Source organism: Heterorhizobium halophytocola (genome assembly GCF_017873095.1).
GTDB lineage: Bacteria > Pseudomonadota > Alphaproteobacteria > Rhizobiales > Rhizobiaceae > Allorhizobium > Allorhizobium halophytocola.
The window spans coordinates 123,942-147,056 of record NZ_JAGGJU010000002.1 but is presented as its reverse complement, the minus strand read 5'-3'; the positions used below and the strand labels follow the sequence as shown (position 1 = coordinate 147,056).

General features: G+C 64.4%; 21 protein-coding genes and 1 pseudogene. 8 read left to right on the top strand and 14 right to left on the bottom strand.

The window, feature by feature from the left end; all coding sequences use genetic code 11:
- Positions 1-161: 161 nt before the first annotated feature.
- Positions 162-1,037 carry an alpha/beta hydrolase gene (locus tag J2Z17_RS03965; RefSeq protein WP_209942435.1) on the top strand — a complete coding sequence of 292 codons (876 nt, stop codon included), beginning with the start codon at positions 162-164 and terminating at the stop codon, positions 1,035-1,037.
- Positions 1,038-1,640: 603 nt separating this feature from the next.
- Here the strand turns inward: J2Z17_RS03965 and J2Z17_RS03960 are convergent.
- Positions 1,641-2,606 (bottom strand): HD-GYP domain-containing protein, encoded by a 966-nt coding sequence (locus tag J2Z17_RS03960; RefSeq protein WP_209942433.1) that lies wholly within the window; start codon positions 2,604-2,606, stop codon positions 1,641-1,643.
- 270 nt (positions 2,607-2,876) lie between these two features.
- Here J2Z17_RS03960 and J2Z17_RS03955 point away from each other — a divergent pair.
- Positions 2,877-3,033: pseudogene (locus J2Z17_RS03955) on the top strand (IS6 family transposase); the annotation flags it as partial.
- An 84-nt stretch (positions 3,034-3,117) separates the two neighbouring features.
- Here the strand turns inward: J2Z17_RS03955 and J2Z17_RS03950 are convergent.
- Together J2Z17_RS03950 and J2Z17_RS03945 are read right to left on the bottom strand one after the other, a co-directional pair.
- Entirely contained in the window at positions 3,118-4,419 is a 1,302-nt protein-coding gene (locus tag J2Z17_RS03950) for an MFS family transporter (RefSeq protein WP_209942945.1), read from the bottom strand.
- Positions 4,420-4,631: 212 nt separating this feature from the next.
- The gene (locus J2Z17_RS03945) at positions 4,632-5,888 is read right to left on the bottom strand and encodes an NAD(P)/FAD-dependent oxidoreductase (protein ID WP_209942430.1); all 1,257 of its coding nucleotides are present in this window, start codon (positions 5,886-5,888) and stop codon (positions 4,632-4,634) included.
- An 89-nt stretch (positions 5,889-5,977) separates the two neighbouring features.
- Between J2Z17_RS03945 and J2Z17_RS03940 the strand changes: the two genes are divergently transcribed.
- Both J2Z17_RS03940 and J2Z17_RS03935 read left to right on the top strand, forming a co-directional pair.
- Positions 5,978-6,658 carry an amino acid ABC transporter permease gene (locus J2Z17_RS03940; RefSeq protein ID WP_209942427.1) on the top strand — a complete coding sequence of 227 codons (681 nt, stop codon included), beginning with the start codon at positions 5,978-5,980 and terminating at the stop codon, positions 6,656-6,658.
- Positions 6,658-7,362: an amino acid ABC transporter permease gene (locus J2Z17_RS03935; protein WP_209942425.1), complete on the top strand. Its 705-nt coding sequence runs from the start codon at positions 6,658-6,660 to the stop codon at positions 7,360-7,362. Before J2Z17_RS03940 ends, J2Z17_RS03935 begins: the two co-directional genes overlap by 1 nt.
- Positions 7,363-7,381: 19 nt before the next feature.
- Here J2Z17_RS03935 and J2Z17_RS03930 read toward each other — a convergent pair whose 3' ends face one another.
- Together J2Z17_RS03930 and J2Z17_RS03925 are read right to left on the bottom strand one after the other, a co-directional pair.
- The gene (locus tag J2Z17_RS03930) at positions 7,382-8,155 is read right to left on the bottom strand and encodes an AroM family protein (RefSeq protein ID WP_209942423.1); all 774 of its coding nucleotides are present in this window, start codon (positions 8,153-8,155) and stop codon (positions 7,382-7,384) included.
- An 11-nt stretch (positions 8,156-8,166) separates the two neighbouring features.
- Positions 8,167-9,318: a mandelate racemase/muconate lactonizing enzyme family protein gene (locus tag J2Z17_RS03925; protein ID WP_209942421.1), complete on the bottom strand. Its 1,152-nt coding sequence runs from the start codon at positions 9,316-9,318 to the stop codon at positions 8,167-8,169.
- A gap of 111 nt (positions 9,319-9,429) precedes the next feature.
- Between J2Z17_RS03925 and J2Z17_RS03920 the strand changes: the two genes are divergently transcribed.
- Together J2Z17_RS03920 and J2Z17_RS25505 are read left to right on the top strand one after the other, a co-directional pair.
- The gene (locus J2Z17_RS03920) at positions 9,430-10,245 is read left to right on the top strand and encodes a substrate-binding periplasmic protein (RefSeq protein WP_209942419.1); all 816 of its coding nucleotides are present in this window, start codon (positions 9,430-9,432) and stop codon (positions 10,243-10,245) included.
- 7 nt (positions 10,246-10,252) lie between these two features.
- Entirely contained in the window at positions 10,253-11,818 is a 1,566-nt protein-coding gene (locus J2Z17_RS25505) for a GMC family oxidoreductase (RefSeq protein ID WP_209942417.1), read from the top strand.
- A gap of 71 nt (positions 11,819-11,889) precedes the next feature.
- Here the strand turns inward: J2Z17_RS25505 and J2Z17_RS03910 are convergent, their stop codons facing one another.
- The 9 genes from J2Z17_RS03910 to J2Z17_RS03870 all read right to left on the bottom strand — a co-directional run bounded on the left by J2Z17_RS03910 (position 11,890) and on the right by J2Z17_RS03870 (position 20,785).
- Complete coding sequence (locus J2Z17_RS03910; protein WP_209942415.1) at positions 11,890-13,194, bottom strand: NAD(P)/FAD-dependent oxidoreductase; 1,305 nt, start codon at positions 13,192-13,194, stop codon at positions 11,890-11,892.
- Between the two features lie 11 nt (positions 13,195-13,205).
- Positions 13,206-14,003 (bottom strand): amino acid ABC transporter ATP-binding protein, encoded by a 798-nt coding sequence (locus J2Z17_RS03905; protein ID WP_280923333.1) that lies wholly within the window; start codon positions 14,001-14,003, stop codon positions 13,206-13,208.
- 20 nt (positions 14,004-14,023) lie between these two features.
- A complete protein-coding gene (locus J2Z17_RS03900) occupies positions 14,024-14,677 on the bottom strand; it encodes an amino acid ABC transporter permease (protein ID WP_209942413.1) in 654 nt (217 codons plus the stop codon).
- Complete coding sequence (locus J2Z17_RS03895) at positions 14,674-15,345, bottom strand: amino acid ABC transporter permease (RefSeq protein WP_209942411.1); 672 nt, start codon at positions 15,343-15,345, stop codon at positions 14,674-14,676. Before J2Z17_RS03895 ends, J2Z17_RS03900 begins: the two co-directional genes overlap by 4 nt.
- 17 nt (positions 15,346-15,362) lie before the next feature.
- The gene (locus tag J2Z17_RS03890; RefSeq protein ID WP_209942409.1) at positions 15,363-16,232 is read right to left on the bottom strand and encodes a substrate-binding periplasmic protein; all 870 of its coding nucleotides are present in this window, start codon (positions 16,230-16,232) and stop codon (positions 15,363-15,365) included.
- Between the two features lie 277 nt (positions 16,233-16,509).
- A complete protein-coding gene (locus tag J2Z17_RS03885; RefSeq protein ID WP_245223858.1) occupies positions 16,510-17,352 on the bottom strand; it encodes a creatininase family protein in 843 nt (280 codons plus the stop codon).
- 59 nt (positions 17,353-17,411) lie between these two features.
- Entirely contained in the window at positions 17,412-17,777 is a 366-nt protein-coding gene (locus J2Z17_RS03880; protein WP_209942406.1) for a cupin domain-containing protein, read from the bottom strand.
- Positions 17,778-17,804: 27 nt separating this feature from the next.
- On the bottom strand, positions 17,805-19,790 hold the full coding sequence (locus J2Z17_RS03875; protein ID WP_209942405.1) for an oxidoreductase: 1,986 nt from the start codon (positions 19,788-19,790) through the stop codon (positions 17,805-17,807).
- 272 nt (positions 19,791-20,062) lie between these two features.
- A complete protein-coding gene (locus tag J2Z17_RS03870) occupies positions 20,063-20,785 on the bottom strand; it encodes a GntR family transcriptional regulator (RefSeq protein WP_209942404.1) in 723 nt (240 codons plus the stop codon).
- A gap of 301 nt (positions 20,786-21,086) precedes the next feature.
- Between J2Z17_RS03870 and J2Z17_RS03865 the strand changes: the two genes are divergently transcribed.
- Both J2Z17_RS03865 and J2Z17_RS03860 read left to right on the top strand, forming a co-directional pair.
- Positions 21,087-21,749 (top strand): aspartate/glutamate racemase family protein, encoded by a 663-nt coding sequence (locus J2Z17_RS03865; RefSeq protein WP_209942403.1) that lies wholly within the window; start codon positions 21,087-21,089, stop codon positions 21,747-21,749.
- Entirely contained in the window at positions 21,746-23,110 is a 1,365-nt protein-coding gene (locus J2Z17_RS03860) for a dihydroorotase (protein WP_209942402.1), read from the top strand. Before J2Z17_RS03865 ends, J2Z17_RS03860 begins: the two co-directional genes overlap by 4 nt.
- Positions 23,111-23,115 lie beyond the last annotated feature (5 nt).

Genomic DNA, 23,115 nt, shown 5'->3' with positions numbered 1-23,115 from the left:
AAGGCGGCCCTTCATGGCAACTGTTCGGGCGCGTCCCTCGATGGCGGCCGGGAGACGAGCCTGCTTCCCTCCCGATGCATCTGTCGCCTCTCCGCCGTCCCGTCTGCAAGCCTTGACGCGACAACGCCCCTGCGGCATGCGGGAGGCAAGGAGGACGGCCGATGACCGACAGACCGACGACAGAAGAGAGCGGCATGCGCCTGGCGCTCTGGCCGGGGACGATGATGCCCGGCAAGCGCGGGGCGGCTCTTGAGGATCGGCCCGTGCCCGCGGGCGCAATCGGCCGGGTCGAAACGCCGCTGATCGAGGTGCGCCGGCCGGTCCGGCCGAACGGCGGCGCCGTGCTGATCCTCGGCGGGGGCGGCTACCGGCATATCCAGATGGCGCGCGAAGGCGATCCGGCCGCCGATCTTGCGCTGTCGCTCGGCCTCACCGCCATCCTCCTGCATCACCGCCTGCCGATCGACGGCTGGGCGCCGGAGGCGGCGCTGCAGGACGTCCAGCGCGCCATGCGGGTGATACGGCACCATGCGGCGGACTGGGCGATCGATCCGGCGCGGCTCGGCGTAATCGGCTTTTCCGCCGGCGGCCATCTGGCAGCCATGCTCGCCACCTGCTTCGATCGCGAGACCTACAGGGCCGATGATGCCGCCGACGCCCTGTCGGCCCGGCCGGACTTTGCCGTCCTGCTGTTTCCGGTGATCAGCCTGCTGGCGCCATACGATACCACCGCGACCAGGCGCATGCTGAGCGGCAGCACCACCGATGCCGACCTGCCGAAATCCTACTCGCCGCATCTGCTGGTGACGCCACAGACGCCACCAACCTTTCTGGCCCATGCCGCCGACGACCAGGTGGCGCCGCCCGACCACAGCATTTTGATGTTCCAGGCGCTGAAGGCGGCAGGCGTCGCAGCCGAACTGCATGTCTTCCAATCCGGTGGCCACGGCCACGCGGATGGTGCGCCGAACACCCGCTTCCATCTCTGGCAGGGACTGTTCTCGAGCTGGGTCGCGCCCTGGACAGGACCGAACTGAGGCAAGATCGGCAGGAGTGGTTTGCGGGACCTGCGCCAAGACACCGCTGCTGTGCTCTACCGCCTCGCTTGTTCCGGACGGCCGTCCCGCTTGAAGCATAAGGATCAGATGCGATCCAGTCGTCCGCGTAGCCGGCGTTTGGGGGGTAGGGGAAGCTACGCGGACGGCCGGCTTGGCCGCTGGACAAGTTCGCGACATGGCTATTTTAGCGCATTCATAAACATGAACAACCCTCACATTTAAAGGGATCACGTGGATCTCCGGATTTGGAACAGGAGATTCGGCGGCGCAGAGGCTGCAACCAGGCGGTTTAAACCGTCTCCACAAATCGTTTCGCGCGTGGAGCGAGGGAACGCTTTTCCGACAACTTCGTTAATGCGGACCCCATCTGCGGTTCATCGCAGGGGGCTGAGCGCTCGGCAAAAGAGCGCCACGCAAAAAAGCCGGAAGATGGGAGACCCTTATGAACGCCAGACTCTACGAATTGACGAACGTGTTCCTGATCGCCGCATCCGTTGCCATGGTGGTGCTGGTGACCTTGACCGCCTGAGGATCACCGCCTCAGGCGCCAGACCTCCCGAACCTCAGCCCGGATGCGCCCGTCTAGACGAGCGCTCCGCTCAGGATCATGCGCGATACGAAGGTCCGCAGCAGTTTCGGATCGAAATGTCCATGCGAGCCGATCATCCTGTCGACGGCCTCGGCCTGGGTCCAGGCCTTCTTGTAGGGCCGGATCGTCGTCAACGCATCATAGACATCGCAGATGGCCGCAACGCGAGCGCAGTAGGGGATCTTCGCCGACATCAGTTGCAGGGGATAGCCCGAACCATCGTATTTCTCATGGTGATAGCGGCAGATGTCGAGGACGACCTCGGGCACCGTCTCGTCCGAGCGCCGCAGGATGGCGTAGCCCCGTTCGGGATGGCTCTTGATCAGATGGAATTCATCGGCTGTCAGAGAGCCTGTCTTCTTCAGGATATCGACCGGGATCGTCGATTTGCCGATATCATGGACGAGGCCCCCCAGGCCAAAGAGATGCACCATCTCCTCGTCGACCTTCAGCGCCCGTCCGAAGGATACCAGCAGCGCACTGACGGAGAGGGAGTGGAGAAACGTATATTCGTCGATCTCCTTGATCTTGCAGAGACCGATAAGCGCGCCCAGTTCGCCCTGCGCCATGATGTCGGCGACCGTGTCGCTGGCGGCGTGCATGTCGACGCTGTTCTGCAGCTGCGCCGCCATCAGGATTTCTTTCACCTGCGGCGCGGTCTTCTGGATGACCTCCTTGGCAAGACTGAGTTCGCGTGGCGAAAACCGCTCCGCCAGGGCAATCTCGGTATCCCGCCGATAGTCCGTGGCCGGACCACCAGGGCTTCCAACCTGGACCTTGACGCTCTTGCTGACATCAATGACCGCACTGATGGCGTTGTAGCGCATGATCTGCTGCAGATCGGACTGCTTTGTCAGCAGAAGATTTGTGCGAAAGCTCTTGTGGGCTCCTTCACCACCCTCGACGCGCTCGACAAACATTCCCAATCGAAGCTGGTGAAGGCGAACTAACTTCTTCATCGCATACCTACAGGTCGCCTGGTCATCCGAACCGCTGGCAATGCCCCTGATCTTTGTCTCCAGCAAGGTGGGCAAAGTTCTTGCTGGGCGCTGGTTACCCGAGAACTGTAGTATTAGTACTTAAAGGATTGATTAAATGTGCAGCTACACGGCATATTCGTTTCGCGTCCAAATCTAGACCGTAGTTTCTACGGCGACGCGTCGGTGCTGCACATGCAGGAAGGTTGGGGGGCGCGGATCCCCAGGCGCTGCGTCCATATCGGGCACGACCGAGACCTTGAGGGAACGTCCCGGGTACGAGACTTCGAGGCCGGTCGCGGTGCCGTCAACCGCCACGTTTCGGCCTACGCCCCGATGATGGAAAAGCGCCTGCGCCAGTGTCGGCGCTCCGCATTGTGGTTCGGCTCGGATCGACGAAAGCGACGTCTAGAGGGGTTCCATCATGTTGCCGCGGGCGCGGCAAAAAATGCCGCGCCCGGGAATTGTCTGCGCCTTTCCTGGCGCCCCCGGTTCAGTGGTCGTGGTGCAGATAGCGGGCCTGGCGGGGCAGGCGGAGCGCGACGAGGAAGGCGATGATCATCATGACCGTGACATACCAGTAAAACAGCTGCTCGTGCCCGGCCGTCTTCATCGACAGCGCAACGAACTCGGCCGAACCGCCGAAGATCGCATTGCCGACGGCGTAGGCAAGTCCGACGCCGAGCGCCCGGACTTCCGGCGGAAACATCTCCGCTTTCACGATGCCGCTGATCGAGGTGTAGAAGCTGACGATTGCCAGCGCGACGACGATCAGCAGGCCGGCCATGGCCGGGCTTGTGACATGCTGCAGCGTGGTGAGGATCGGCACCGTGCAGAGCGTGCCGAGCGCGCCGAACAGCAGCATATTGGTGCGCCTGCCGATCCGGTCGGACAGCGCGCCGAACAACGGCTGCATGCACATATAGAGGAAGAGGGCCACGGTCATCACGTAGCTTGCCGTCTTCACCGGCATGTGCACGGTGTTGACCAGGTATTTCTGCATGTAGGTGGTGAAGGTGTAGAAGATCAGCGACCCACCTGCCGTATAGCCGAGCACGGTGAGGAAGGCCGGCGTATGGTGGCGGAAAAGCTCCGACAGGGACCCCGCCTTCTTGCTGTCGCGGGTCTCCGCCTTCTGGGTTTCGGTCAGCGTCCGGCGCAGGAAGATGGAAACGACCGCGGCGATGGCGCCGATGACGAAGGGGATGCGCCAGCCCCATTCAGTGATCTGCTCCTTGGACATCAAGGCCTCGATGATGACGATCACCAGCACGGCCAGAAGCTGGCCGCCGATCAGCGTCACATACTGGAAGGACGAGAAGAAGCCGCGGCGGCCGCGCAACGCCACCTCGGACATGTAGGTGGCGGTGGTGCCGTATTCACCGCCGACCGACAGACCCTGGATCAGCCGGGCGACCAGCAGCAGGAAGGGGGCCAGCGCACCGATCTGCGCATAGGTGGGCAGGACGGCGATCATCAAAGAACCGCCGCACATCATCGCCACGGAAATCAGCATCGAGGTCTTGCGCCCGAGCCGGTCGGCGACGCGACCGAAGATCCAGCCGCCGATCGGACGCATCAGGAAGCCGGCGGCAAACACGCCCGCCGTCTGCAGAAGCTGCACCGTCGGATCCTCGTTGGGGAAGAACGAGTTTTTGAAATAGAGCGCCGTGAAGGCATAGACGTAAAAATCGAACCACTCGACAAGATTGCCCGATGATGCCGCCATGATCGCAAAGATGCGATGGCGGGTTTCCTCGGCCGTGTAGTGGGGCGTGGTGGTGGTGTCTGGCATTTCGGACAAGATGTTTCCTCCCGGAAAAGGCGATCTGAGGCGGGGCACGTGCGTTCGATAGAACTAGAACAGTTTTCGCGAAAAACAATCCGTTTGGTGGACAAGCATGATCGGCGACGACCGCCGCGGGAGCCTCGCCACCCTTCATGACGCGGCAGTTGCGTGGCGGCAGGATCGGGTTCGCACTGCACACCCGGACTTCGGCCTGCCGCTCAGCCGAGCGTTGATGAAAACCGGCCGGGATCGTAAGGCGCCAGATCGATGGTGGGGGATGCGCGTTCGGCAAGTGCACGCACGATGTCGGCCGTCACGGCTGCCGTCGTGACGCCGACATGGCCGTGGCCGAAGGCGTGGATGATGCGGTCGCTGCTGCGCGAGGGGCCGAGCACCGGCAGGCCGTCCGGCGTGCTTGGACGCAGCCCGATCCAGCGCTCGCCGGCGATCTCCTTCGTCAGGCCTGGGAACATGCGCCGGCCGAGCCGTTCCAGTGCCTCGGCCCGCTTCCAGTTGGGGGGGCTGTCGAAACCGGTGAATTCCGCCGTGCCGGCAAAGCGGATGCCGCCCCGGGTCGGACCGGCCATGATCTTTTCCGACGGCGAGAATACCGGCATCGGCACGGAAAAGCCCGGCTTGTCCCAGGTCACGGAATAGCCGCGCTCCGGCTGCAGCGCGACCTTGTCGCCGACCCTGCGGGCAAGGCGAGCCGACCAGGCGCCGGCCGCCAGAACCACGAGGTCGGCCGCAATCTCGCGGCCTCCGACGGTCAGACGCGGCCTGCCGGATGCATCGACGGCCAGATCCTGGACCGCTTGTCTTTCGAAAGCCGCGCCCCTGGCCGCAAGCTGCGCAGCAATACTGCGGCAGACCGCCAGGGGATCGACCAGCCAGCCATTGTCCAGCACCTTGCGGGCCAGGCGATACTCCGCAGACAGGGCCGGCACGAGGGCGGCGAGATCGTCGGTATCGATTTCCTCGATGTTGAGACCAAGCTTTTGCCGTCGCTGCCAGCTCGCCGTCTCCACGTCGAACTGCTCCCGGCTGCGGTAGACGATCAGATGCCCGTCCCGCCGCAGTGTCTGCGTCTCGCCGATCGAGGCCAGCAGGTCGATCCAGGCGCCTTGCGCCGTGCGGGTCAGCGCATAGAGATTTTCCATGCCCTGCCGATAACGATCCGGGCTGGAGGCGCGCAGGAAGCGAACGAGCCATGGCGCAAGCCGGGGCAGGTAGGTGGGGCGAATGGAAAGCGGCCCCTCGGGGTCGAGCAGCCAGCCCGGCACTTTCTTGACCACGCCGGGCGCTGCCGCAGGCAGGATCGACGATACCGATACGCCACCCGGATTGCCGGCCGAGCATCCCTCGCCCGGCGCCCGCGGATCGGCGATCCGTACCCGCCATCCGGCCTGCGCCAGGCGCAGTGCCGAACAGAGACCGACAATGCCAGAACCAATCACGACCGCAGTCTTCGTCATTAACTTTTCCGTCTTCCGCTCATCTCGGGCCTTGTACCTGTGATATTTCTATTGATATATCTAGGCAAGCCCGAAAACAGGAGAATGTCTTGGGGTATGATTTTGACTGGGCCGTGATCATCCGGTTCTTCCCGCGTTTCCTCCCCGCGATCTGGCTGACGATCGAGGTCTTTGTTCTCGCCCAACTGCTGTCCTTGGCGATCGCTCTGGTGTTCTCCGTCAGTGCCAATGCCGCCCGCAATCCTCTGTTCAGGCGCGCGACCGCGCTCTACTCCTGGATCTTCCGCGGGCTTCCCGAACTCGTCGTGCTGATGTTCTGCTTTCTCGCCCTGCCGAAGCTCGGGATCTCGCTCTCTCCCGTCCAGGCGGCGGTGATCGGGCTTGCACTGATCGCGTCGGCCTATGAATTCGAGGTCCTGCGCGGCGCCTTTACCGCCGTTTCCAGGCACCAGTCGGAAGCCGCCTGGGCGCTCGGCCTGTCGAAATGGAACAGCTACCGGCATGTGATCCTGCCGCAGGTGATGCGGGTCGCTCTGCCGCCGCTGCTCACCTTTGCCTGCACTTCGCTGAAGCGGACCTCGGTCGCCTCCGCCGTCGCCGTCGTCGAGATCATGGGCATGGCCAAGCGGCTGATCGATGTGCTGCAGAAACCCTTCGAGCTCATGCTGATCGCGATGATCTCCTATATCGTGCTCTCCAGCATCATCATGGCGCTCGAACATACGGTGCGCCGCCGTTATGTCATCCCCGGCCGCACGGGAGCCCGCTGATGGATTTCTCTCTCTTCACCGCCTATACCGCGACCTTGCTGCACGGCATTCTGATGACCATCGCGCTGATGCTGGTGGTCGGCACGCTGGCGCCGCTTCTGGCCTTGCCGCTGGCGCTCGGCCGGGAATACGGGCCGGCCTGGATGCGCTGGAGCGTCAACGGCTTTTCCTGGCTGATGCGGGCCGTGCCGACGCTGGTCCTGCTGTTCTTTGCCTATTTCGGCCTGCCGGCGCTCGGCATCTACCTGCCGCCGATGCTCTCGGCGCTTGTTGCGCTGGTGATCTCGGCGATGGGCTACAATGTCGAGTTTCTCGCCGCCGGTCTCCGCGCCGTGCCGGAGGGACAGATCGAGGCCTGCCGCGCGCTCGGCCTCAGACGGAACGTGATGATCTGGAAGGTCGTGTTGCCGCAGGCGCTGCCGATTGCGATCCCGCCGCTGTTCTCCAACCTGACACTCAACCTCAAGGGCACGTCGCTGGCCGGCCTCGTCGCAGTTCCGGAATTCATGGCGACGATCTCCGGCCTGATTTCGGAGACTTATCGCCCGGTGGAATTCCTGCTGCTCGCTGCCGTCGTCTATCTTGCGCTCAACAGCCTGCTGATCGGGCTGCAGGGTGTGGCCGAGCGGCGCTTCAGCCCGGAGTGGAAGGCGCAGCGGGCCGAACGGATCGCCAAGATGCAGGCGATCACGGCAGGCGGCTGAGCCGCCCGCCCGGTCGCGGTCAGGCGCGGGGCAGCGCCATCGCCTTGTCGTCGAAGCCTGCGGGAAGCACGGCGAGTGCCGTCAGCGCGGCCAGCCGGTGCGGCATGATCACGGGACAGCCGAAGAGGTTTTCCAGCGCTTCCGGCATCCTGTCGATATCGCTTTCGGCCGTGCCGAGGCCGAAGCTCCAGACCACCACCAGGTCATGGCGGGTCTTTGCCAGTCGTTCGGCAGCCGGCATCAGATTGCCCTCGAAGCCTTCGTAGACGACCTCCAGCCGATCGGCGAAAGGCTGCTGCTGCCAGAGCGCGACGTCCTGGGCCGCATGGCCGATCGAGCTCATCAGGCCCAGCCGCAATTTTTCGCGCGAGGCTGCGGCACGGGCCACGACCTGCATCACGGAGGCGCAGGGGGCAATCAGCGGCACGCCGGCGCGAAACTGGTCGGCGGCAAACTCGGTGCCGCAGCAAAGCACAATAGAGCCGGCCCCGGCCGCCTCCAGTTCGTCGATCGCCCGCTGGAAATAGCCATAGGCCCATTCGAGATCGACATAGACATGGTCCCAGCCCTCGCCGAGGCGGTTGCCGGTGGCGCCCGGCACATGCACATGCGCGCCCAGCACCGGCCGGCCCTCGGCGGCAAGATGCTCCCTGATCTCGTCCCAGGTCAGCGGATCGAGGATATGCCGGCTTTCGACCTCGCATTTGAGACCGAGCGCGCGCCCGATCCCGGAGAAATAGTGCTCGTAGGCGATGCGCGGCCCCTGGCCGGTTGTGATCAGTCCAAGCTTCACGGGGTTATCTCCTAAACTCTGAAGTCGTCCAGCGCCGTCGCGTCGATCGCAAAACCGAGGCCGGGCACTTTAGGCGCCACGACATAGCCGCCGGTCTCTGCAATATCCCTCGGCGTCAGGCGCGGCGTGGTGATGTCGCCGGTCAGCGCCTGGCTTGCCGGTCCCGGGCCCTGGTGGCAGATGCCGGCCGTTGCCGTCGTCGCGGCGGCTATATGCTGGCTGGCAAAACGTGAAATGCCGTAGGTCAGGCCGCCACCGATCACCAACGGCAGCCCGGCGGCCTCAGCGATCCTTGCCACCCGCATCGACTGGACGATGCCGCCGGCCTTGGTCACCTTGACGTTCAGCACGTCGCAGGCGCCTTCCGCCACCAGAGCTACAGCATCCGACGGCAGCTTGAGTGATTCATCGGCGGCGATCGCAATGCCGCACTCGCGACAGGCGCGCATGCCCTTGAGGTCTCCGGCTGCAACCGGCTGCTCGACGAATGCGATCGGCAGTCCCCGCAGCCCATCGAGGAAACGGCGGGCATTGTCGACGTCGAAGCCGCCATTGGCATCGACCCGGATGCTCGGGCGCCGCGCATGACCGGACAGCGCATCGCACACGGTGCGCACGCGGGCCAGATCTTCCTCGAAGTCCTTGCAGGTAATCTTCACCACGACACCGGCATAGCCATTGTCGATCATCGCCAGGGCGCGGGGCGCGGTCTCGCCGACCGGCAAGGCGCCCATGGTGTAGTCGATCAGCGTCCGGCGCGTATCGTCGGCTCCCAGCAGGGTGCCGACGGAGCGGCCGGCGGCATGGCCGGCAATGTCGAACAGGGCCTGGTCGATGGCCGTCACGGTGGCGGCATCCTTGCCGGCGACCGGCAGCAGCTGATCGACCAGCGCTTCGATCGTCGCAAAGGCATCGTTGCCAAGATCGAGGGATTGCCCGACCACCATCGGCACCAGATGATCGCGCAGCAGTGTCTCGAAATCCGCGGGGTCCTCGGTCAGGGACACCGGCACCGCCTCGCCATAGCCTGAAATGCCGTCATCGGTTTCCAGTCTGACAACGATATTGTCGAACGCGTGCAGTGCACCACGCGAGATCAGATAGGGCGCAGAAAGTGGAATGCGGATGCGAAAAACGCTTGCAGATCGGATTGTGACGGACATAGAGTTAGATGTGCTCGATGATATATCAGCTGACATATCTAATCAGATATCCTGTCGCGTGCGTCAAGCTGGCAATCGTTCAAAGCCAGTATAACCGAAAGAGGGAAATTCATGCGCTTCACGTTTTCGCTCGCCTGTGCTGCTGTCGCAGCCAGCCTGTTTGCCGCCGCGGCTCCCGCGACCCATGCCGAAGGGCTTGCGGACAATCTCGTCACCTCCGGCAAGCTGACGATCGGCACCACCGGTTCGTCGCCGCCGTCCACCATGTATGACGAAAATGCCGAACTGACCGGCCTCGACATCGATCTTGCCAAGAAAATTGCCAAGGACCTCGGCCTCGAACCGGAATTCGTGGTTCTCGACTGGTCGGGCATGCTCGCCGGCGTGCAGTCCAACCGTTTCGACATGGTTGCCTCCTCGGTTGCCCGCACACCCGAGCGCGTGGCTTCGGCCGACTTCTTCGTCACCCAGGCCTATGTCGCCAACGGCACCGGAGCCGCGATGCACAAGGACACCACCGACATCAAGGACTGGAAGGATCTCTGCGGCAAGCAGCTCGGCATCGTCAAGGGCGCGACCCAGATCAAGGCTCTCGCCAAGAAGTTCGGCGACGACTGCATCGGCACGCCGCGCGAATATCCCGGCTGGACGGAATTGCTGCTCGACCTGCAGAACAAGCGGATCGACGCGCTGGTCGGCAATTACATCACCCCGGCCTATCTGATCCAGTCCACCGATCGTCCGCTCGCCATGCTCAGCACATCGCTGGACGTCGGCGGCAACGCACTCGTCATCCAGCCGGGCAACAAGCCGCTCGCCGAGAAGATCGACGCGCTGATCGAAGGCTACAAGAAGGACGGCTCGCTCGAGGCGATCACCAAGAAGTGGGTCGGCAAGCCGCTTCCGCTCGACAGCATCGGCAAGTGACCGGCAAGTGACCGGCAGGGCCGTTGCCGATTTCGCCATTGTCGGGGCAGGGGCGGCCGGCTGTCTGATCGCGGCCCGCCTTGCCCACGCCCTTCCCGAGGCGCGGATCCTGCTGATCGAGGCCGGGTCGAAGAGACCCGGCCTTCTGAATGCCATACCGCTGCTTTCCGGCTACGCGCCCTTCGCCCGCGGGGTCAACTGGCGGCATCCCGCGCGGCATGCGGGCCGCGACACGCTGCTCTATCAGGGCCGGATCTTCGGCGGCTCCTCCGAAATCAACGGCATGGTGGTGAGCCGCGGCGAGACCCGCGATTACCTGTCTTGGGCGGACGCGGCCGGACCTGAATGGTCGTTCGAGGCCTGTCTCGATGCTTTTCGCCGTCTCGAACATTCGACCCGTGGTCCGTCTCCGCTGCATGGCGGCGACGGACCGATGGCGGTGCGGCCGATCGAGCCCTATGGTCCCCTGCCCCACGCCTTCCTCGCAGCCGCCGGCGAGGCGGGCTTTCCGCTTGTCGATGACCTGAACGGTGCCGGCGGCGCGCGCTTCGGCTTCACCGATGTCAATATAAAGGGCGGCCGTCGCCATTCGGCGAGCCGCGCCTTCCTGCCGGAATGTCCCGCCAATCTGACGATCCTCGCGGGCCGATCAGTCGAGCGTCTCGATGTCGTGAGCGGTCGCGTGGCCGCGCTCTTGCTGCGCTATCGGGGTCAGGAAGAGCGCATCGAAATCACCCGCGAATGCGTCCTCTGTGCCGGTGCGATTGGCACGACCGGCATCCTGATGCGAAGCGGGATCGGTCCCGCCGCCATGCTCGGCTCTGCCGGCATCACGCCAGAACTCGACCATCCCGAGCTCGGAGGCAATCTGCAAAACCATCCCTCCTATCTGATGCGGGTGCCGACGCATGGCGGAAGCCTGAGGGGCCTCCTGCGTCCGAACCGCGCCGTGGCGGCCGGATTGCGCTGGCTCGGCCGGCGGGATGGCCCGCTGGCACAGGGGCTTTTCCAGGTCGCCGGCTATTTCCCGGCGGGAGACGATGAGGCGGTCGCGGACGCTCAGCTTGTCCTCTCGCCCGCCCTGTTTCCGCTGTCCGCGCCCGGCAAGCCTCCCTTGGTCCCGCGCCGCCATGGTGTATCCATCGCAGTCCAGCAAGGTAGCCCGTTTTCGCGCGGGCGGGTGACGATCCAGGCGTCCGGGCGCCTCGCGGTGGACACCGGCGCGCTCTCCGATCCGCGCGATAGAGCCTTCATGGTCAGTGCCGTCGCGCGGGTGCAGGATATCCTGTCCCGCCCGGCCTTCCGCCCCCACATCGCCGATCCCGGCGTTTTCAAGACCGTCGATGCCGGCGAGATCACGTGCGCCATCGGCACCGCCTATCACATGGCCGGCACCGCAAGGATGGGCCGCGACGCGCAGGCCGTCACCGATCCGAAGCTTCGCCTGCGCGGCCTTTCAGGGCTTCGCATTGCCGATGCCTCCGTCATGCCGGTAATCCCCAATGCCGCCCTGCATTTCCCGACGATGATGATCGCGCAGCGTGCGAGCGATTTCATCATCGCGGACGCATGAAAAAACTCCGGCAATTGCGTGCCGGAGGTTCAAGGTGGGGCGATCCTTCGCCCGGGGGGGTAAACAGATGATCAGGCCGGGATTTCCGTTTCCTGCCGATCCTTCATTTCGCTGTAGGGGAGCCAGAAATAGGGACCGAGCGTTGCAAAGCTGCGCAGCGGGATCGGATCCGGTGCCGTTATCGGTACGACGAAATCATCCGCACTGACCTTGCCGGCAAGGAAGTTCGCAAGTTCACGACCGAAGGCAGCTGTCAGGGCGACACCGCGGCCATTGCAGCCGATCGGCGCCCAGAGGCCGGGTGCGAGGGTGAACAGCCGCGGCAGGGCGTCGAGCGTGACGGCGACCGTTCCAGTCCAGACATATTCTGCCCTGACGGAGCCGAGTTCGGGCAGGAACTGCTGGAAGCGCTTCTCGAAACGCTTGCGGGTGCGCGCCATTCGGAAGGGACCGGGATAGACCAGGCCGCCGCCGACAATGCGACCGTCGGGTGACCAGCGGGCGGCGAAGAGATGCCGGCGGCTGTCGGCGATCGGCGACCGGGCCGAAAGAATGCGCTGCTGCATGTCCTCGCCGAAACGCTGGGTGGCGATCTGGAAGCTGCGTGTCGGAATGATCGCGGCATCGACCTTGGGGCAGAGCTTGCCGACCATGGCATTGGTGGTGAGGACCACCTGGCCGCCGCGTATCTGGCCGTTGGCGGACTTGACGATCCAGCGGCTGCCGTCGGCGACAATATCGGTGACCGGCGAGCGGGCGAAGAGCCTGACGCCCCTGGCGACGCAGGCGCGGGCCAGCTCCCGCGCATAGGCCAGCGGATTGATCTGCCCGCCGGTCGAAAGCAGCATGGCACCGTGATAGCCCTTCATGCCGGTGCGGCGTTCGGTTTCCGCGCCGTCGAGCAGTTCGGCGGAAAAGCCGCGCTGCTGCCAATCGGCCACCTGGGCGGCACAGCCGGCAAGAGCGCTGCGCGAATGTGCGGGCTGCATCCAGCCGGTCTGCTCTGCGGCGCAGTCCATCCGGTTTTCCCGCATCAGCGAGAACAGGTGCGTGCCGGATCCGCCGATCATGGCATTGAAGGCTTCGCCGCGCTTCTCCCCGAACCTTGCCACCACACTGGAGGGCGACAATGCCTTCTTCAGCGTCGGCACGACAAAGCCGGTATTGCGGCCGGAGGCGCCGAAGCCCGGCTCTGTCGCCTCGATGAGCGCAACCTTCAGCCCGGAGACAGCCAGCTGATAGGCGGTGTTCATGCCGAGATAGCCGGCGCCGACGACGATGATATCGACCTCGCAGTCTTCGGCCAGTTGCGGATAAGGGGTGGCGGGTGCGGTGATGGCGGACCAGAGGGATGCGCCGAAGGTTTCGGAGACCATGGAATTCGTTCCTAGCGATTGCGAACGGCGCGGCTGAGAAAGGCGCGGGTGCGCTCGTGCTGCGGATTGCGGATGACGTCGGCCGGCGTTCCGTCCTCCAGGATCTTTCCGTCGGCCATGAAGATCACGCGGTCGCCGACATCCTCAGCAAAGGCCATCTCGTGGGTGACGACCAGCATGGTCATGCCGTCCTCCGCGAGTTCGCGCATGACCTTCAACACATCGTCGACCAGTTCCGGGTCGAGTGCGGAGGTGACTTCGTCGAACAGCATCAGCTTCGGCTTCATCGCCAGCGAACGGGCGATCGCCACGCGTTGCTGCTGGCCGCCGGAGAGCTGGCTCGGATAGTGGGAGGCGCGCTCGGCAAGGCCGACGCGCTCCAATAGTCCCATGGCAAGATCGCGGATTTCCGCCTTGGTGCCGCGGTTGTGGGCAAGCGGCCCTTCGCAGACATTCTGCAGCGCGGTCATGTTGGGGAAGAGATTGAAATGCTGGAACACCATGCCGACCTGCGCGCGCTGCTTGCGCAGCAGCCTTGCCGATACATGCGACGGGTCGGGTCCGCCGATCATCTCGCCGTTGATCAGGATGGCGGACCCCGCATCGGGTGTCTCCAGATAGTTGACGCAGCGCAGCAGTGTCGACTTGCCCGAGCCGGAGGCGCCGATCAGCGAGACGACCTGCCCGGGAGGAACGCGCAGGTCGATGCCCTTCAGCACGGTCTTGTCGCCCCAGGATTTGCGCAGATCGATCATCTCGAGCATGAAGCGCGGCATCTTGGCATCGGTTGCGGTTTGGATCTCGTCCATGAACGTGACTTTCTTGGCGGTCAGGGCAGGCGCACGCGCCGCTGCACCCAGGCCTGGAGCAATGCGAGCACGGAGCTGAGCAGCAGATAGACGACGGCAGCGAAGGCGAGGAATTCCACCGAGCGGTAGGTCTCGGTGATTTTTGCCATGCTTTCGGAGGTCAGTTCGCCGACGGCCACCATCGAGGCGATCGAGGTCGCCTTCACCGTCACGATCGCCCGGGTGAAATAGGGCGCGCAGAGGATCGGCAGCGCCTGCGGGATGAGGATGCGGCGGACGAAACGCCAGGGCGTGAGGCCGAGCGCGTCGGCTGCCTCGTACTGGCCGCGCGGGATCGCCATCAAGGCGCCGCGCATGTCCTCGGCCATATAGGCTGTCGTGACGATCGTCAGGCCGATCATCGCCGCGACGAAGGGCGAGACGAACACGCCGAGCGCCGGCAGGCCGTAGAAGGTGAAGAACAGGATGACGAGGAGCGGCAGGGCCCGGATGAAGTTGACATAGCTTGCGCCGGCCGAACGCAGGAACCGGTTGCGCGACAGACGGGCAAGCGCGACAAGCAGGGCCAGCGGCGTGCACAAGGTCATGATCGCCAGGAACAGCCAGATGGTCGTCTTGATGCCCTTGATCAGCGAAGGCAGATTGTCGAGCAGGATTGCGGTGTCGAAATTCATGCCGAACGCCTCCGCGCGCGACCCCAGTGCCGCTCGGACCACATCTGGATGCCGATCAGCACGGCGTCGATCAGGCCGTAGATGACCGCAACGCCGATCAGGATCTCGAACGGGCGGTTGCTGGCGACGATCGCCTGGTTGGCGCGGGTGACGAGTTCCATCACGCCGATCGAACCGACAAGCGCCGTGCTCTTCACGGTATCGGTCGCATAGGAGATGTAGGGCGGAATGATCACCGGCATCGCCTGCGGCAGGATGATGCGCCGCAGTGCCCGCAGCGGCGGCAGGCCGATCGCGGCGATCGCCTCATGCTGGCCGCGCGGCACGGCGCGAATGCCGGAGGCCACAACCTCGCCGAATATGAAGGTCTGGTAGAGCACGAAGCCACAGATTGCCGCCGATAGCGGCTCCAGCCGGATGTCGAGAACGATCGGCAGCACGTAATAGGCCGCCAGAAGAATGATGAGGGGGGGCACCCCCCTCACCAGCCAGCTTGCAACGGAAAAGATCAGCCGGAGCGCACGGCTGCGGGATGTCAGCGCCAGGCCCGTCACCAGGGCCAGGGGCGCACTGATGACGAGGACCGCCGCGACCAGCAGCAAAGTGAGCCAGAACCCCTGAAGGATATAAGGCCCGCGATGCGCCCAGACTGAGAAATCGAGTTCCATTGCCGATCCGGTTCAGATCAGTAGCCGAGCTTGGCCAGCAGGTCGGACGTGTCCGGCAGGCCCCACTTCTCGTTGAGTTCCTTGATCGTGCCGTCGGCGCGATACTTGGCCATCAGGAAGTTGACGGCAACGAGCAGGTCGGGTTCGCGACCGTTGACGCAGAAGCCGCCGACGCCCACCGAGGTCGGGGTCGGGATGATCATGAACTGATCACCGTCCGGGCCGTCGAGAACCGAGGTCGCTGCGTGCAGGCCGGTGCCGTAGACGTCGATCTGGTGGTTGAGCAGGGCCAGGCGGGCTTCGGCGACACCCGGCAGGGCCAGTGCGCTGTCTTCGCTTTCATCGAGCTTGGTCAGCAGGCTCTTGAGCTCGATCTCGCCCTTCACGCCGCCGACCTTCTTGTCCTTCATGTCGTCGAAAGACGCGATGCCGGAATCCTTGCGCACGACCGCGACATTGACCTGAACCTTGACCGGGCGGGTCAGGAAGAAGTCCTTGGAGGTCAGGCGCTCATTGGTCCAGCTTGCCCCTTCGCAGCCGAGGTCGAAGCGGTTGGCAGCCAGACCCGGCATGACGCCGGCCCAGTCCGACTTGACGAAATTGGGTTCCAGGCCGAGATCGCCGGCCATTTTGGTCCAAAGATCGATGCGCGCGCCCTGCAGGTTGCCGTCGTCGCCGATGAAGGTTTCCTTCGGGGTCTTGGCGGTGGTCACCATGGTCAGCTTGCCGGCCTCGACCAGGTTGGCCAGCGGCCAGGGCTTCGGCGCCTCCAGGTGGATGTCGAGCTTGTCGAGATCGATGCCGTCGGCATGGGCAGCCGCACCGGACATGGCGATACCGAGGCCGAGGGCGATGGTCGCGGCAGTCGTCTTGAAATTCATTCTCATGTCGATCCTCTCTGGTTTGTCGTTCGGCCTGACGCTGGGCGTTTGTTCCGACAGGGCTTTGAGCAAGGGAATATGATCAAAAACCCCGGCGAAGTTCAATGAAAAATATCATGTGATATATCATAAAAATTTTTATGAGATTTTTTGATTAAAGCCTGTGCAGCGCCCTTGGGAAGGCCGCACAAATTGCAGGCTTTGCGATTACTCCGGAGGCAGGCAGGCGAGGATTAACCGCAATGCCGCCGGTCGCGCGCCACCCGGCGCGCACCCTTGGCCATCAGCGTTGCGCGCCGGCGACGGCTGCCGTGCCTCTGCGCGCACCGACCCTCAGGGGTGCGGCGGCGAAGTCCTCGAAGAAGGCGGCAAGCCGGGTCACGGTCACCTGCAGGATGGCAGCGCCGGTCTGGGCGGTCGCCGCGGCCGGATCGCCGTAATAGCCGCAATCCTCCTCCTGGAAGATCGGCGGCCAACCGGCACCGGCAGCCGTGATCGGATCCATCTCCTCGCCATCCGCCATCCACGGCTGGACTGTCCGCGGCTTGAGGCCGGCAATCGCCAGCGCGATGCGGGACCGCTCCTGCGCACCGGTTTCGGGGATTGCAAGCGTGAGCGCTGTTTCCTGCTCGCAGGCATGTCCCGCACGCGCGAGCGCGCCCTTCAGCAGCGGCGTCCAGTCTGCGATCGAGGGTTGAAAATAGTTGATCATGCCGACGGGAAAGCCGTCCGTGACCATCTGGGTGACGAGGCTGCGCAGCGGCGCCTCGTTGCCGCCGTGACCGTTGACGAACAGCACCCGGGGAAAGCCTGCCTGCAGGATCGAAAGGGCAATATCGTGCAGCAACGCGACATAGGTCTCCAGCCGGAGGGTGATGGTGCCCGGCCAGGCGGCGTGGTGGGGCGAGAACCCGAAGGACACCGCGGGTGCCACCACGATCGGCAGGTCGCTCACCTGTCTTGCTGCGAGCCGCGTCACGGAGGTCGCAAGACGGGTGTCCGTGTCGACGCCCAGGTGATCGCCATGCTGCTCGATCGCCCCGGTCGGCACCACGACGAGGGCGCCCGATCGCGCAAGTTCGCCAAGTTCGGCGCGGGTCAGACTGTTCCAGTCCATCAGGTCCATGCGCATGTCCTTTCTGCAGACAGGAAGAACCCGGCGCTGAAGGCCGGGTCCTTTGGAAATTACATGTCGCCGTGCTCCTTCGACGGATTGGCGCAGACCGCGACCACCAGGCCCGCCTCACCGATGATGTGGCGATAGCGGTAGGTCTTCGGCAGGTACATGGCGTCACCCGGCTTGAAGATCCGCTCTTCGCCGGTCGCCTCGACGATCTGGCGGGACCAGCCGTGCAGGCAGTAGAGAACGACTTCGTTGATGCCGTTGCCTTCGACCATCACGTCGAAATTCGGCATGTAGGTGGTGATGTGGAAGGAGAAGCTTGAACCGTTCTGCTTCTTGGTGATCAGCCGGTGGCTGAATTCCTTGCCCTGGTGCACCCAGGTGAGCGGAACGTCTTCCTGCCGGGCCCATTGAATTTTTTCGTCCATGATAAAATCCTCGCTTGCTGGTACGGATCAGAGTGAGAGTGCGGCCTGGTAGCCGTCGAGAAAGGCGGCCTCGATGTCGCGCGGCGCATAGGCGTCGCCGATCGCGCGCACTTCCCCGACACGGCCCTCGAGTTCGGCAAGCAGGCCGTCGCGCGGTATGCCCGGGTCTGCCCAGACGATCGTGTCGTACTGGCGCACCGGCAGCGGCTCACGGCTGAAGACATGCTCGAGCGTGACCTCGCCCTTGTTGAAGGCGATCGGCCGGGTGGCCGGCAGGAAGGTCACGCCGTGGAGGGCGGCCTCGCGCCAGAAGAAGCTGAGGTTCTGGATCACCAGATTGTGGCCGGCATAGAAGCCCTGGGTGCTCATGTCGACGCGGCGACCGAGCTTGGCCAGATGCACCGCGGTCGCCATGGCCGGCGTCCGGTTGATGTTATCGATCACCAGGATGCGTTCGCCGCAGAGATCCGGATCGAGCACGGCATTGTCGACGATGACGATCGGCGCATCCTCGGCGCCGGGAAGGGCTATCGCCTTCTGCTCAGAACCGCAGGCAAGGAAGACGGCATCCGGTTTCTCGGCGAGGATCGCTTCGGCATCGGCCATTCGTCCGAGCTTCAGCGTCACGCCGAGGCGTTCGATTTCGGCTGCCTTGTGGGCGATCATCCGCCCCCATTCGGCGCGGCCGGCCGGACGCTTGGCAGTGTTCATGCGGCCGCCGAGCTCGTTGCGATCGTCGAAGAGTACGACCTCATGGCCGCGAAGGGCGGCAACGCGGGCAGCCTCCATGCCGGCCGGGCCGGCGCCGACGATGCAGAGCCTGCGGGTACGGGCAGGGGAGGGAAGTGCATACCAGGCCTGTTCGCGGCCGGTGGTCGGATTGCCGACGCAGGAAATGTGGCGGCCGCGATAGAGCCGGCCGAAACAGGCCTGCTCGCAGGCAACGCAAGGTGTCACCCGCTCGGCCTCGCCACGGCGCGCCTTGGCCGGGAGATAGGGATCCGCGATCAGCGGGCGCACCATGCCGGCCATGTCGGCATCGCCGCGCGACAACAGCGCCTCGGCTTCGGCCGCGGTGTGGATGCGGGTCGCGTGCAGGATGGCAACACCCGGGCAGGCGCGGCGGATGCGGCCGGCCATGCTGGCATAGGGGGCGGGCGGCAGGCCCATCGGCGGTTCGTGCAGCATGTTGGAGACATAGTCGCCGTCGCTGCCGGCGGACACGTCGATATAGTCGAGTGCGCCAGCCTCGACGAGCATGGGACAGATTTCCTCCATGTCGTCGATGGTCAGTCCGCCCGGCACCAGTTCGTCAGCGGATATGCGAACGCCGAGCGGCACGTCGGGGCCGACCGCCTCTCGCACGGCCGCCAGGACCTCGCGCGGCAGGCGGGTGCGGTTCTCGACCGAACCGCCGTATGCGTCCTCGCGCAGATTGGTGAGCGGCGAGAGGAACTGCATCAGCAGCAGGCCATGGCCGCAATGGATCTCGATGCCGTCCATGCCGGCCTCGACATTGCGCTTCGCCGCCGCCTTGAAGGCCCCGATGATCAGGTCGATCTCGGCCTTGGTCATCGCATGGGCCACTTCGCCGTATTTGTGCTCGTAGACCGGCGAGGCGGACCAGAGCGGCACGGGGCGCGCCGAGGTCGCGACGCCCATATGGCCGAGATAGCCGAAGATCTTCGCGCCGTGGCGATGGACGGCATCGGCCACGCGCTTCAGGCCCGGAATGATCCGGTCGTCGTAGTTGCAGAGCAGGCCGGTGATGCCGGGCGAGGAGGGATGGACCTGCTGGGTGCCGAGCATGATGAGGCCGACCTCACCCTTCGCCCGCTCCTCATAGTAAGCGACCATCTGGTCGTTCGGCGTGCCGTCGGTCGGCATGCCGGTTCCGTGGCCGGTCAGCACGATCCGGTTGCGGATGCTGCAGCCGTTGATCGCAAGCGGTTCGAACAGTCGGCTGAAATCGGCGGGCCGCGATGTGTCAGCGGCGGAGGTGGGAGGCGTCATGAACTCAGGACTCGCGTGGAAAAGCGTCTGGTATGTAGATTGATATTTACTGTGATATATCTATTGTGCAAGCGCGGAAAATTGTCCAACATTTTTTTGGAAGGCTTTTGAAGGCTTCAGCGCGCGTTCCAGGCGCCCGGCGCCGGCCCGGCATCACGGTTTCGATCGTTCGGGGAGGTGTGCGAGCGAGAGGTCCGCTCTGCATGGGGGCAGAGGATGATAGCCGCCGCCGTGACGCCCGAAGCGCGCGAGCGCCTCGGGCTTTTTAGTGCTTACAGGGAAATGTCCCCGAAATTCATGCTCTGCGCCAAGGCCGACAGCAGCCCCTGCCGCGTGGCGTTGTTGTGCTTGATCATGATCGCTCGGGCGGCATCGGGATCGCGCGAGGCCAGCACTTCCACGATCTCGTGGTGCTCCTTGTTCGTCTCGGTGTTTACGTCGCGCAGGGTCGCGCCGAGGTAGAAGAAGCGCTCGAGTTCATCGATCTGGCGCTCGAGCAGGCTTACCAGCCGCGCATTGCCGGATGCGCGCGCGATGGCGAGGTGAAAGTCCCGGTTAGCATTGATGAAGTAGGCGAGCGTCCTCTCCGTGCCCGGGTCGTAGCTCACTTCGGCCAGCCGTCGCAGTTCCTCCAGATCGGCCTCGGAAATGCGCTTGGTGGCGATCTCCGCGGCGCCGACCTCGAGGATGGTGCGCACGTCGAAAAGGCTGTTGATATCGCCGAGCGTGATCAGCGCCACCTGGTATCCCCTGCGGGGGAAGGTGCGGATCAGCCCGTCGAGACGAAGGGCCGCCAAGGCCTCGCGTACCGGCGTCTTCGACACCTTGAAGCGGGCGGCCAGCTCGGCCTCGGACAGCTCCGTGCCCGGCTTCAGCGTGCAGCGGAGAATTTCGTGACGAAGCTGGTCATAGACCTTCTCCGTCAGGGACCGGCTCTTCGTCGCCTTCTTGGGCTGGCGCGTCTTCACCGGTTCGATGTCGACGGAAATGGTCATTGCTCCTCGCGAAAATATCAAAGATGCTTGATGATATATTTATAGATACATCTAGTGCAACCGGCTTTGCCGGACAAGGACGGGCAATCCTCCGGTTGTTGCCGCCTCAGGCTAAATTCGCGCAGCGTGCCGATCTTTGTCAATGCGCCGGATGCGAGCCTCGATGGACGGCCTCCGCAGCGGTGGCGTGCATCCCGGCGGACGGCCGCGCCACCCTTTGACAGGGCCCTTCATCTGATATACCACGTGAAATATCTTGGTGATATCCAAACATTGTCGGTTCTTATTTCAGGTGCGTGCCTTGTCCGAAATTCTGGTGATTAATCCCAACAGTTCCGTCTCCGTGACGCAGTCCATGGAGCGCTGTCTCGACCCGGTCATCGCTGCGACTGTGCATCAGATACGCTGCATCGAACTGGCCAAGTCTCCGCCCGGCATCGAGACCGACGCGCATGTCCAGGAAGTCATTCCGAACGTGCTCGAAGCCGTGGGCGGGTCGGACGCCGGCGCCTTTGTGCTCGCCTGCTTCTCGGACCCGGGAATCACGGAGGCGCGCAAGGCAACGGACCGTGCGGTCGTCGGTATCGCCGAATCGGCCTACCTGGCGGCACTGAGCCTCGGCGGCCGCTTCGGCATCGTATCGCTCGGCCAGTCCTCGATCGACCGTCACCTGCGCTATCTGAAGACCCTGAAGATCGACGGCAGGCTTGCCGGCGATCGCTCGATCGACATGACCGTGGTCGAACTGATGGCCGGTGACGTGGTCGAGACCGTGTCGCGCTGCGGCCGCCTGCTGCGCGACGAGGATGGCGCCGATGTCATCATCCTGGGCTGTGCCGGCCTCGGCTCCTATCGCCAGGCGCTGCAGGAAAGCCTCGGCATCCCCGTCATCGACCCGGTTCAGGCGGGCGTCGCAGCCGCCTGCACGCAGCTTGACCTTGCCTATAAAAGGACCAGCAAATGAGCTTTGATCTGACCATTCGCGGCACGCTGGTGCTGCCCGAGGGCCCGGTGGAAAATGCCTGGGTCGCCGTCAGCGCCGGCAAGATCGCCGCCATCGGCACCGGTGAAATGCCGGCAGCCGCCGAACATTTCGACGCCGGACCGGACCTCGTCATTCCGGGCGTGATCGACGGCCAGACCCATGCCTGCAGCTATGGCGGCCTGCCCGGCATCCGCTCGACGACCGCATCCGCCATCGCCGGCGGCGTCACCACCATCGTCGACATGCCCTATGACAATCCCGATCCGCTGAACACTGTCGCGCGTCTCGACGACAAGGTGGCGGCGGTGCGCGAGCATGCCCATTGCGATGTCGCGCTCTACGGCACCATCATGCCCGGCCAGGCGACCGACGAGATAGGCCCGCTGATCGAAAAGGGCGTCGTCGCCTTCAAGATCTCGACCTTCGAGAGCAGCCCGACGCGCTTTCCTCGGATCGCCTCCGAGCAGATCCTTGCGACTTTCTCGGCGCTTGCCGAAACGCCGATCCCGCTTGGTGTTCACAACGAGGACCAGGAAATCGTCCGGGCCTATATCGCAGCCGCCAAGGCTGCCGGCCGCGACGGCATCGAGGCCCATTCGGAAAGCCGGCCGCCGGCCGCCGAGATGGCCGCGACCGCGCAGTTCCTCGAACTGGGTGCGGCCGCCGATGCGCATGCCCATATCGTGCATCTCACAACGGCGCGCGGCTTCCAGCTGGTCGACAACTACCTGAATGACGGCTACCGCGCGACCGGCGAGCTCTGTGTCCACTATCTCTGGTTCGATCCGGAGGTCGACGGCGCCGAACTCGGCGCCAGGATGAAGGTCAACCCGCCGATCCGGCCCGGCCAGACCGACGCGCTGTGGGGCGAGATCCTCGCCGGCCGCGTCGCCTTCGTCAGCTCCGACCATTCCAGCTGGCCGATCGACAACAAGTTCACGCCCTCGATCTTCGAGGCGGGTGCCGGCGTGCCGGGGCTCGAAACGCTGCTGCCGGCTTTCTACACGGCCGCCGACAAACGCGACCTCGATGCCGCCAGCATCACCGTGGAACAACTCTGCGAACGTCCGGCCCGGTTCTTCGGCCTGTGGCCGCAAAAGGGCGCAATCAAGCTCGGCGCGGATGCCGATTTCGTCATCCTGTCGAAGACCGCCCAGGTCTGGGATTCGGCCAAGGCCCATGACGCGCTGAACTGGAGCCCCTTTGACGGCCGCGAGTTCACCGTCACGGTGGCCCGGACCTATCTCGGCGGCACGCTCGCCTTCGACGGCGAGACGGTCCTCAACAAGCCGGGCAGCGGCCAGTATGTCGGCCGCGGCACCTCCCACTGGTTCGAATAGGAGAA

Bases quoted from the DNA above. Each gene is read 5' to 3' on its own strand.
- J2Z17_RS03885 (WP_245223858.1), bottom strand. From the start codon at position 17,352: ATGGACCTGATGGACTGGAACAGTCTGACCCGCGCCGAACTTGGCGAA.
- J2Z17_RS03960 (WP_209942433.1), bottom strand. From the start codon at position 2,606: ATGAAGAAGTTAGTTCGCCTTCACCAGCTTCGATTGGGAATGTTTGTC.
- J2Z17_RS03860 (WP_209942402.1), top strand. From the start codon at position 21,746: ATGAGCTTTGATCTGACCATTCGCGGCACGCTGGTGCTGCCCGAGGGC.
- J2Z17_RS03910 (WP_209942415.1), bottom strand. From the start codon at position 13,194: ATGGTCTCCGAAACCTTCGGCGCATCCCTCTGGTCCGCCATCACCGCA.
- J2Z17_RS03895 (WP_209942411.1), bottom strand. From the start codon at position 15,345: ATGGAACTCGATTTCTCAGTCTGGGCGCATCGCGGGCCTTATATCCTT.
- J2Z17_RS03870 (WP_209942404.1), bottom strand. From the start codon at position 20,785: ATGACCATTTCCGTCGACATCGAACCGGTGAAGACGCGCCAGCCCAAG.
- J2Z17_RS03950 (WP_209942945.1), bottom strand. From the start codon at position 4,419: ATGCCAGACACCACCACCACGCCCCACTACACGGCCGAGGAAACCCGC.
- J2Z17_RS03965 (WP_209942435.1), top strand. From the start codon at position 162: ATGACCGACAGACCGACGACAGAAGAGAGCGGCATGCGCCTGGCGCTC.
- J2Z17_RS03880 (WP_209942406.1), bottom strand. From the start codon at position 17,777: ATGGACGAAAAAATTCAATGGGCCCGGCAGGAAGACGTTCCGCTCACC.
- J2Z17_RS03935 (WP_209942425.1), top strand. From the start codon at position 6,658: ATGGATTTCTCTCTCTTCACCGCCTATACCGCGACCTTGCTGCACGGC.
- J2Z17_RS03945 (WP_209942430.1), bottom strand. From the start codon at position 5,888: ATGACGAAGACTGCGGTCGTGATTGGTTCTGGCATTGTCGGTCTCTGT.
- J2Z17_RS03905 (WP_280923333.1), bottom strand. From the start codon at position 14,003: ATGGACGAGATCCAAACCGCAACCGATGCCAAGATGCCGCGCTTCATG.
- J2Z17_RS03925 (WP_209942421.1), bottom strand. From the start codon at position 9,318: ATGTCCGTCACAATCCGATCTGCAAGCGTTTTTCGCATCCGCATTCCA.
- J2Z17_RS03890 (WP_209942409.1), bottom strand. From the start codon at position 16,232: ATGAGAATGAATTTCAAGACGACTGCCGCGACCATCGCCCTCGGCCTC.
- J2Z17_RS03875 (WP_209942405.1), bottom strand. From the start codon at position 19,790: ATGACGCCTCCCACCTCCGCCGCTGACACATCGCGGCCCGCCGATTTC.
- J2Z17_RS03920 (WP_209942419.1), top strand. From the start codon at position 9,430: ATGCGCTTCACGTTTTCGCTCGCCTGTGCTGCTGTCGCAGCCAGCCTG.
- J2Z17_RS03900 (WP_209942413.1), bottom strand. From the start codon at position 14,677: ATGAATTTCGACACCGCAATCCTGCTCGACAATCTGCCTTCGCTGATC.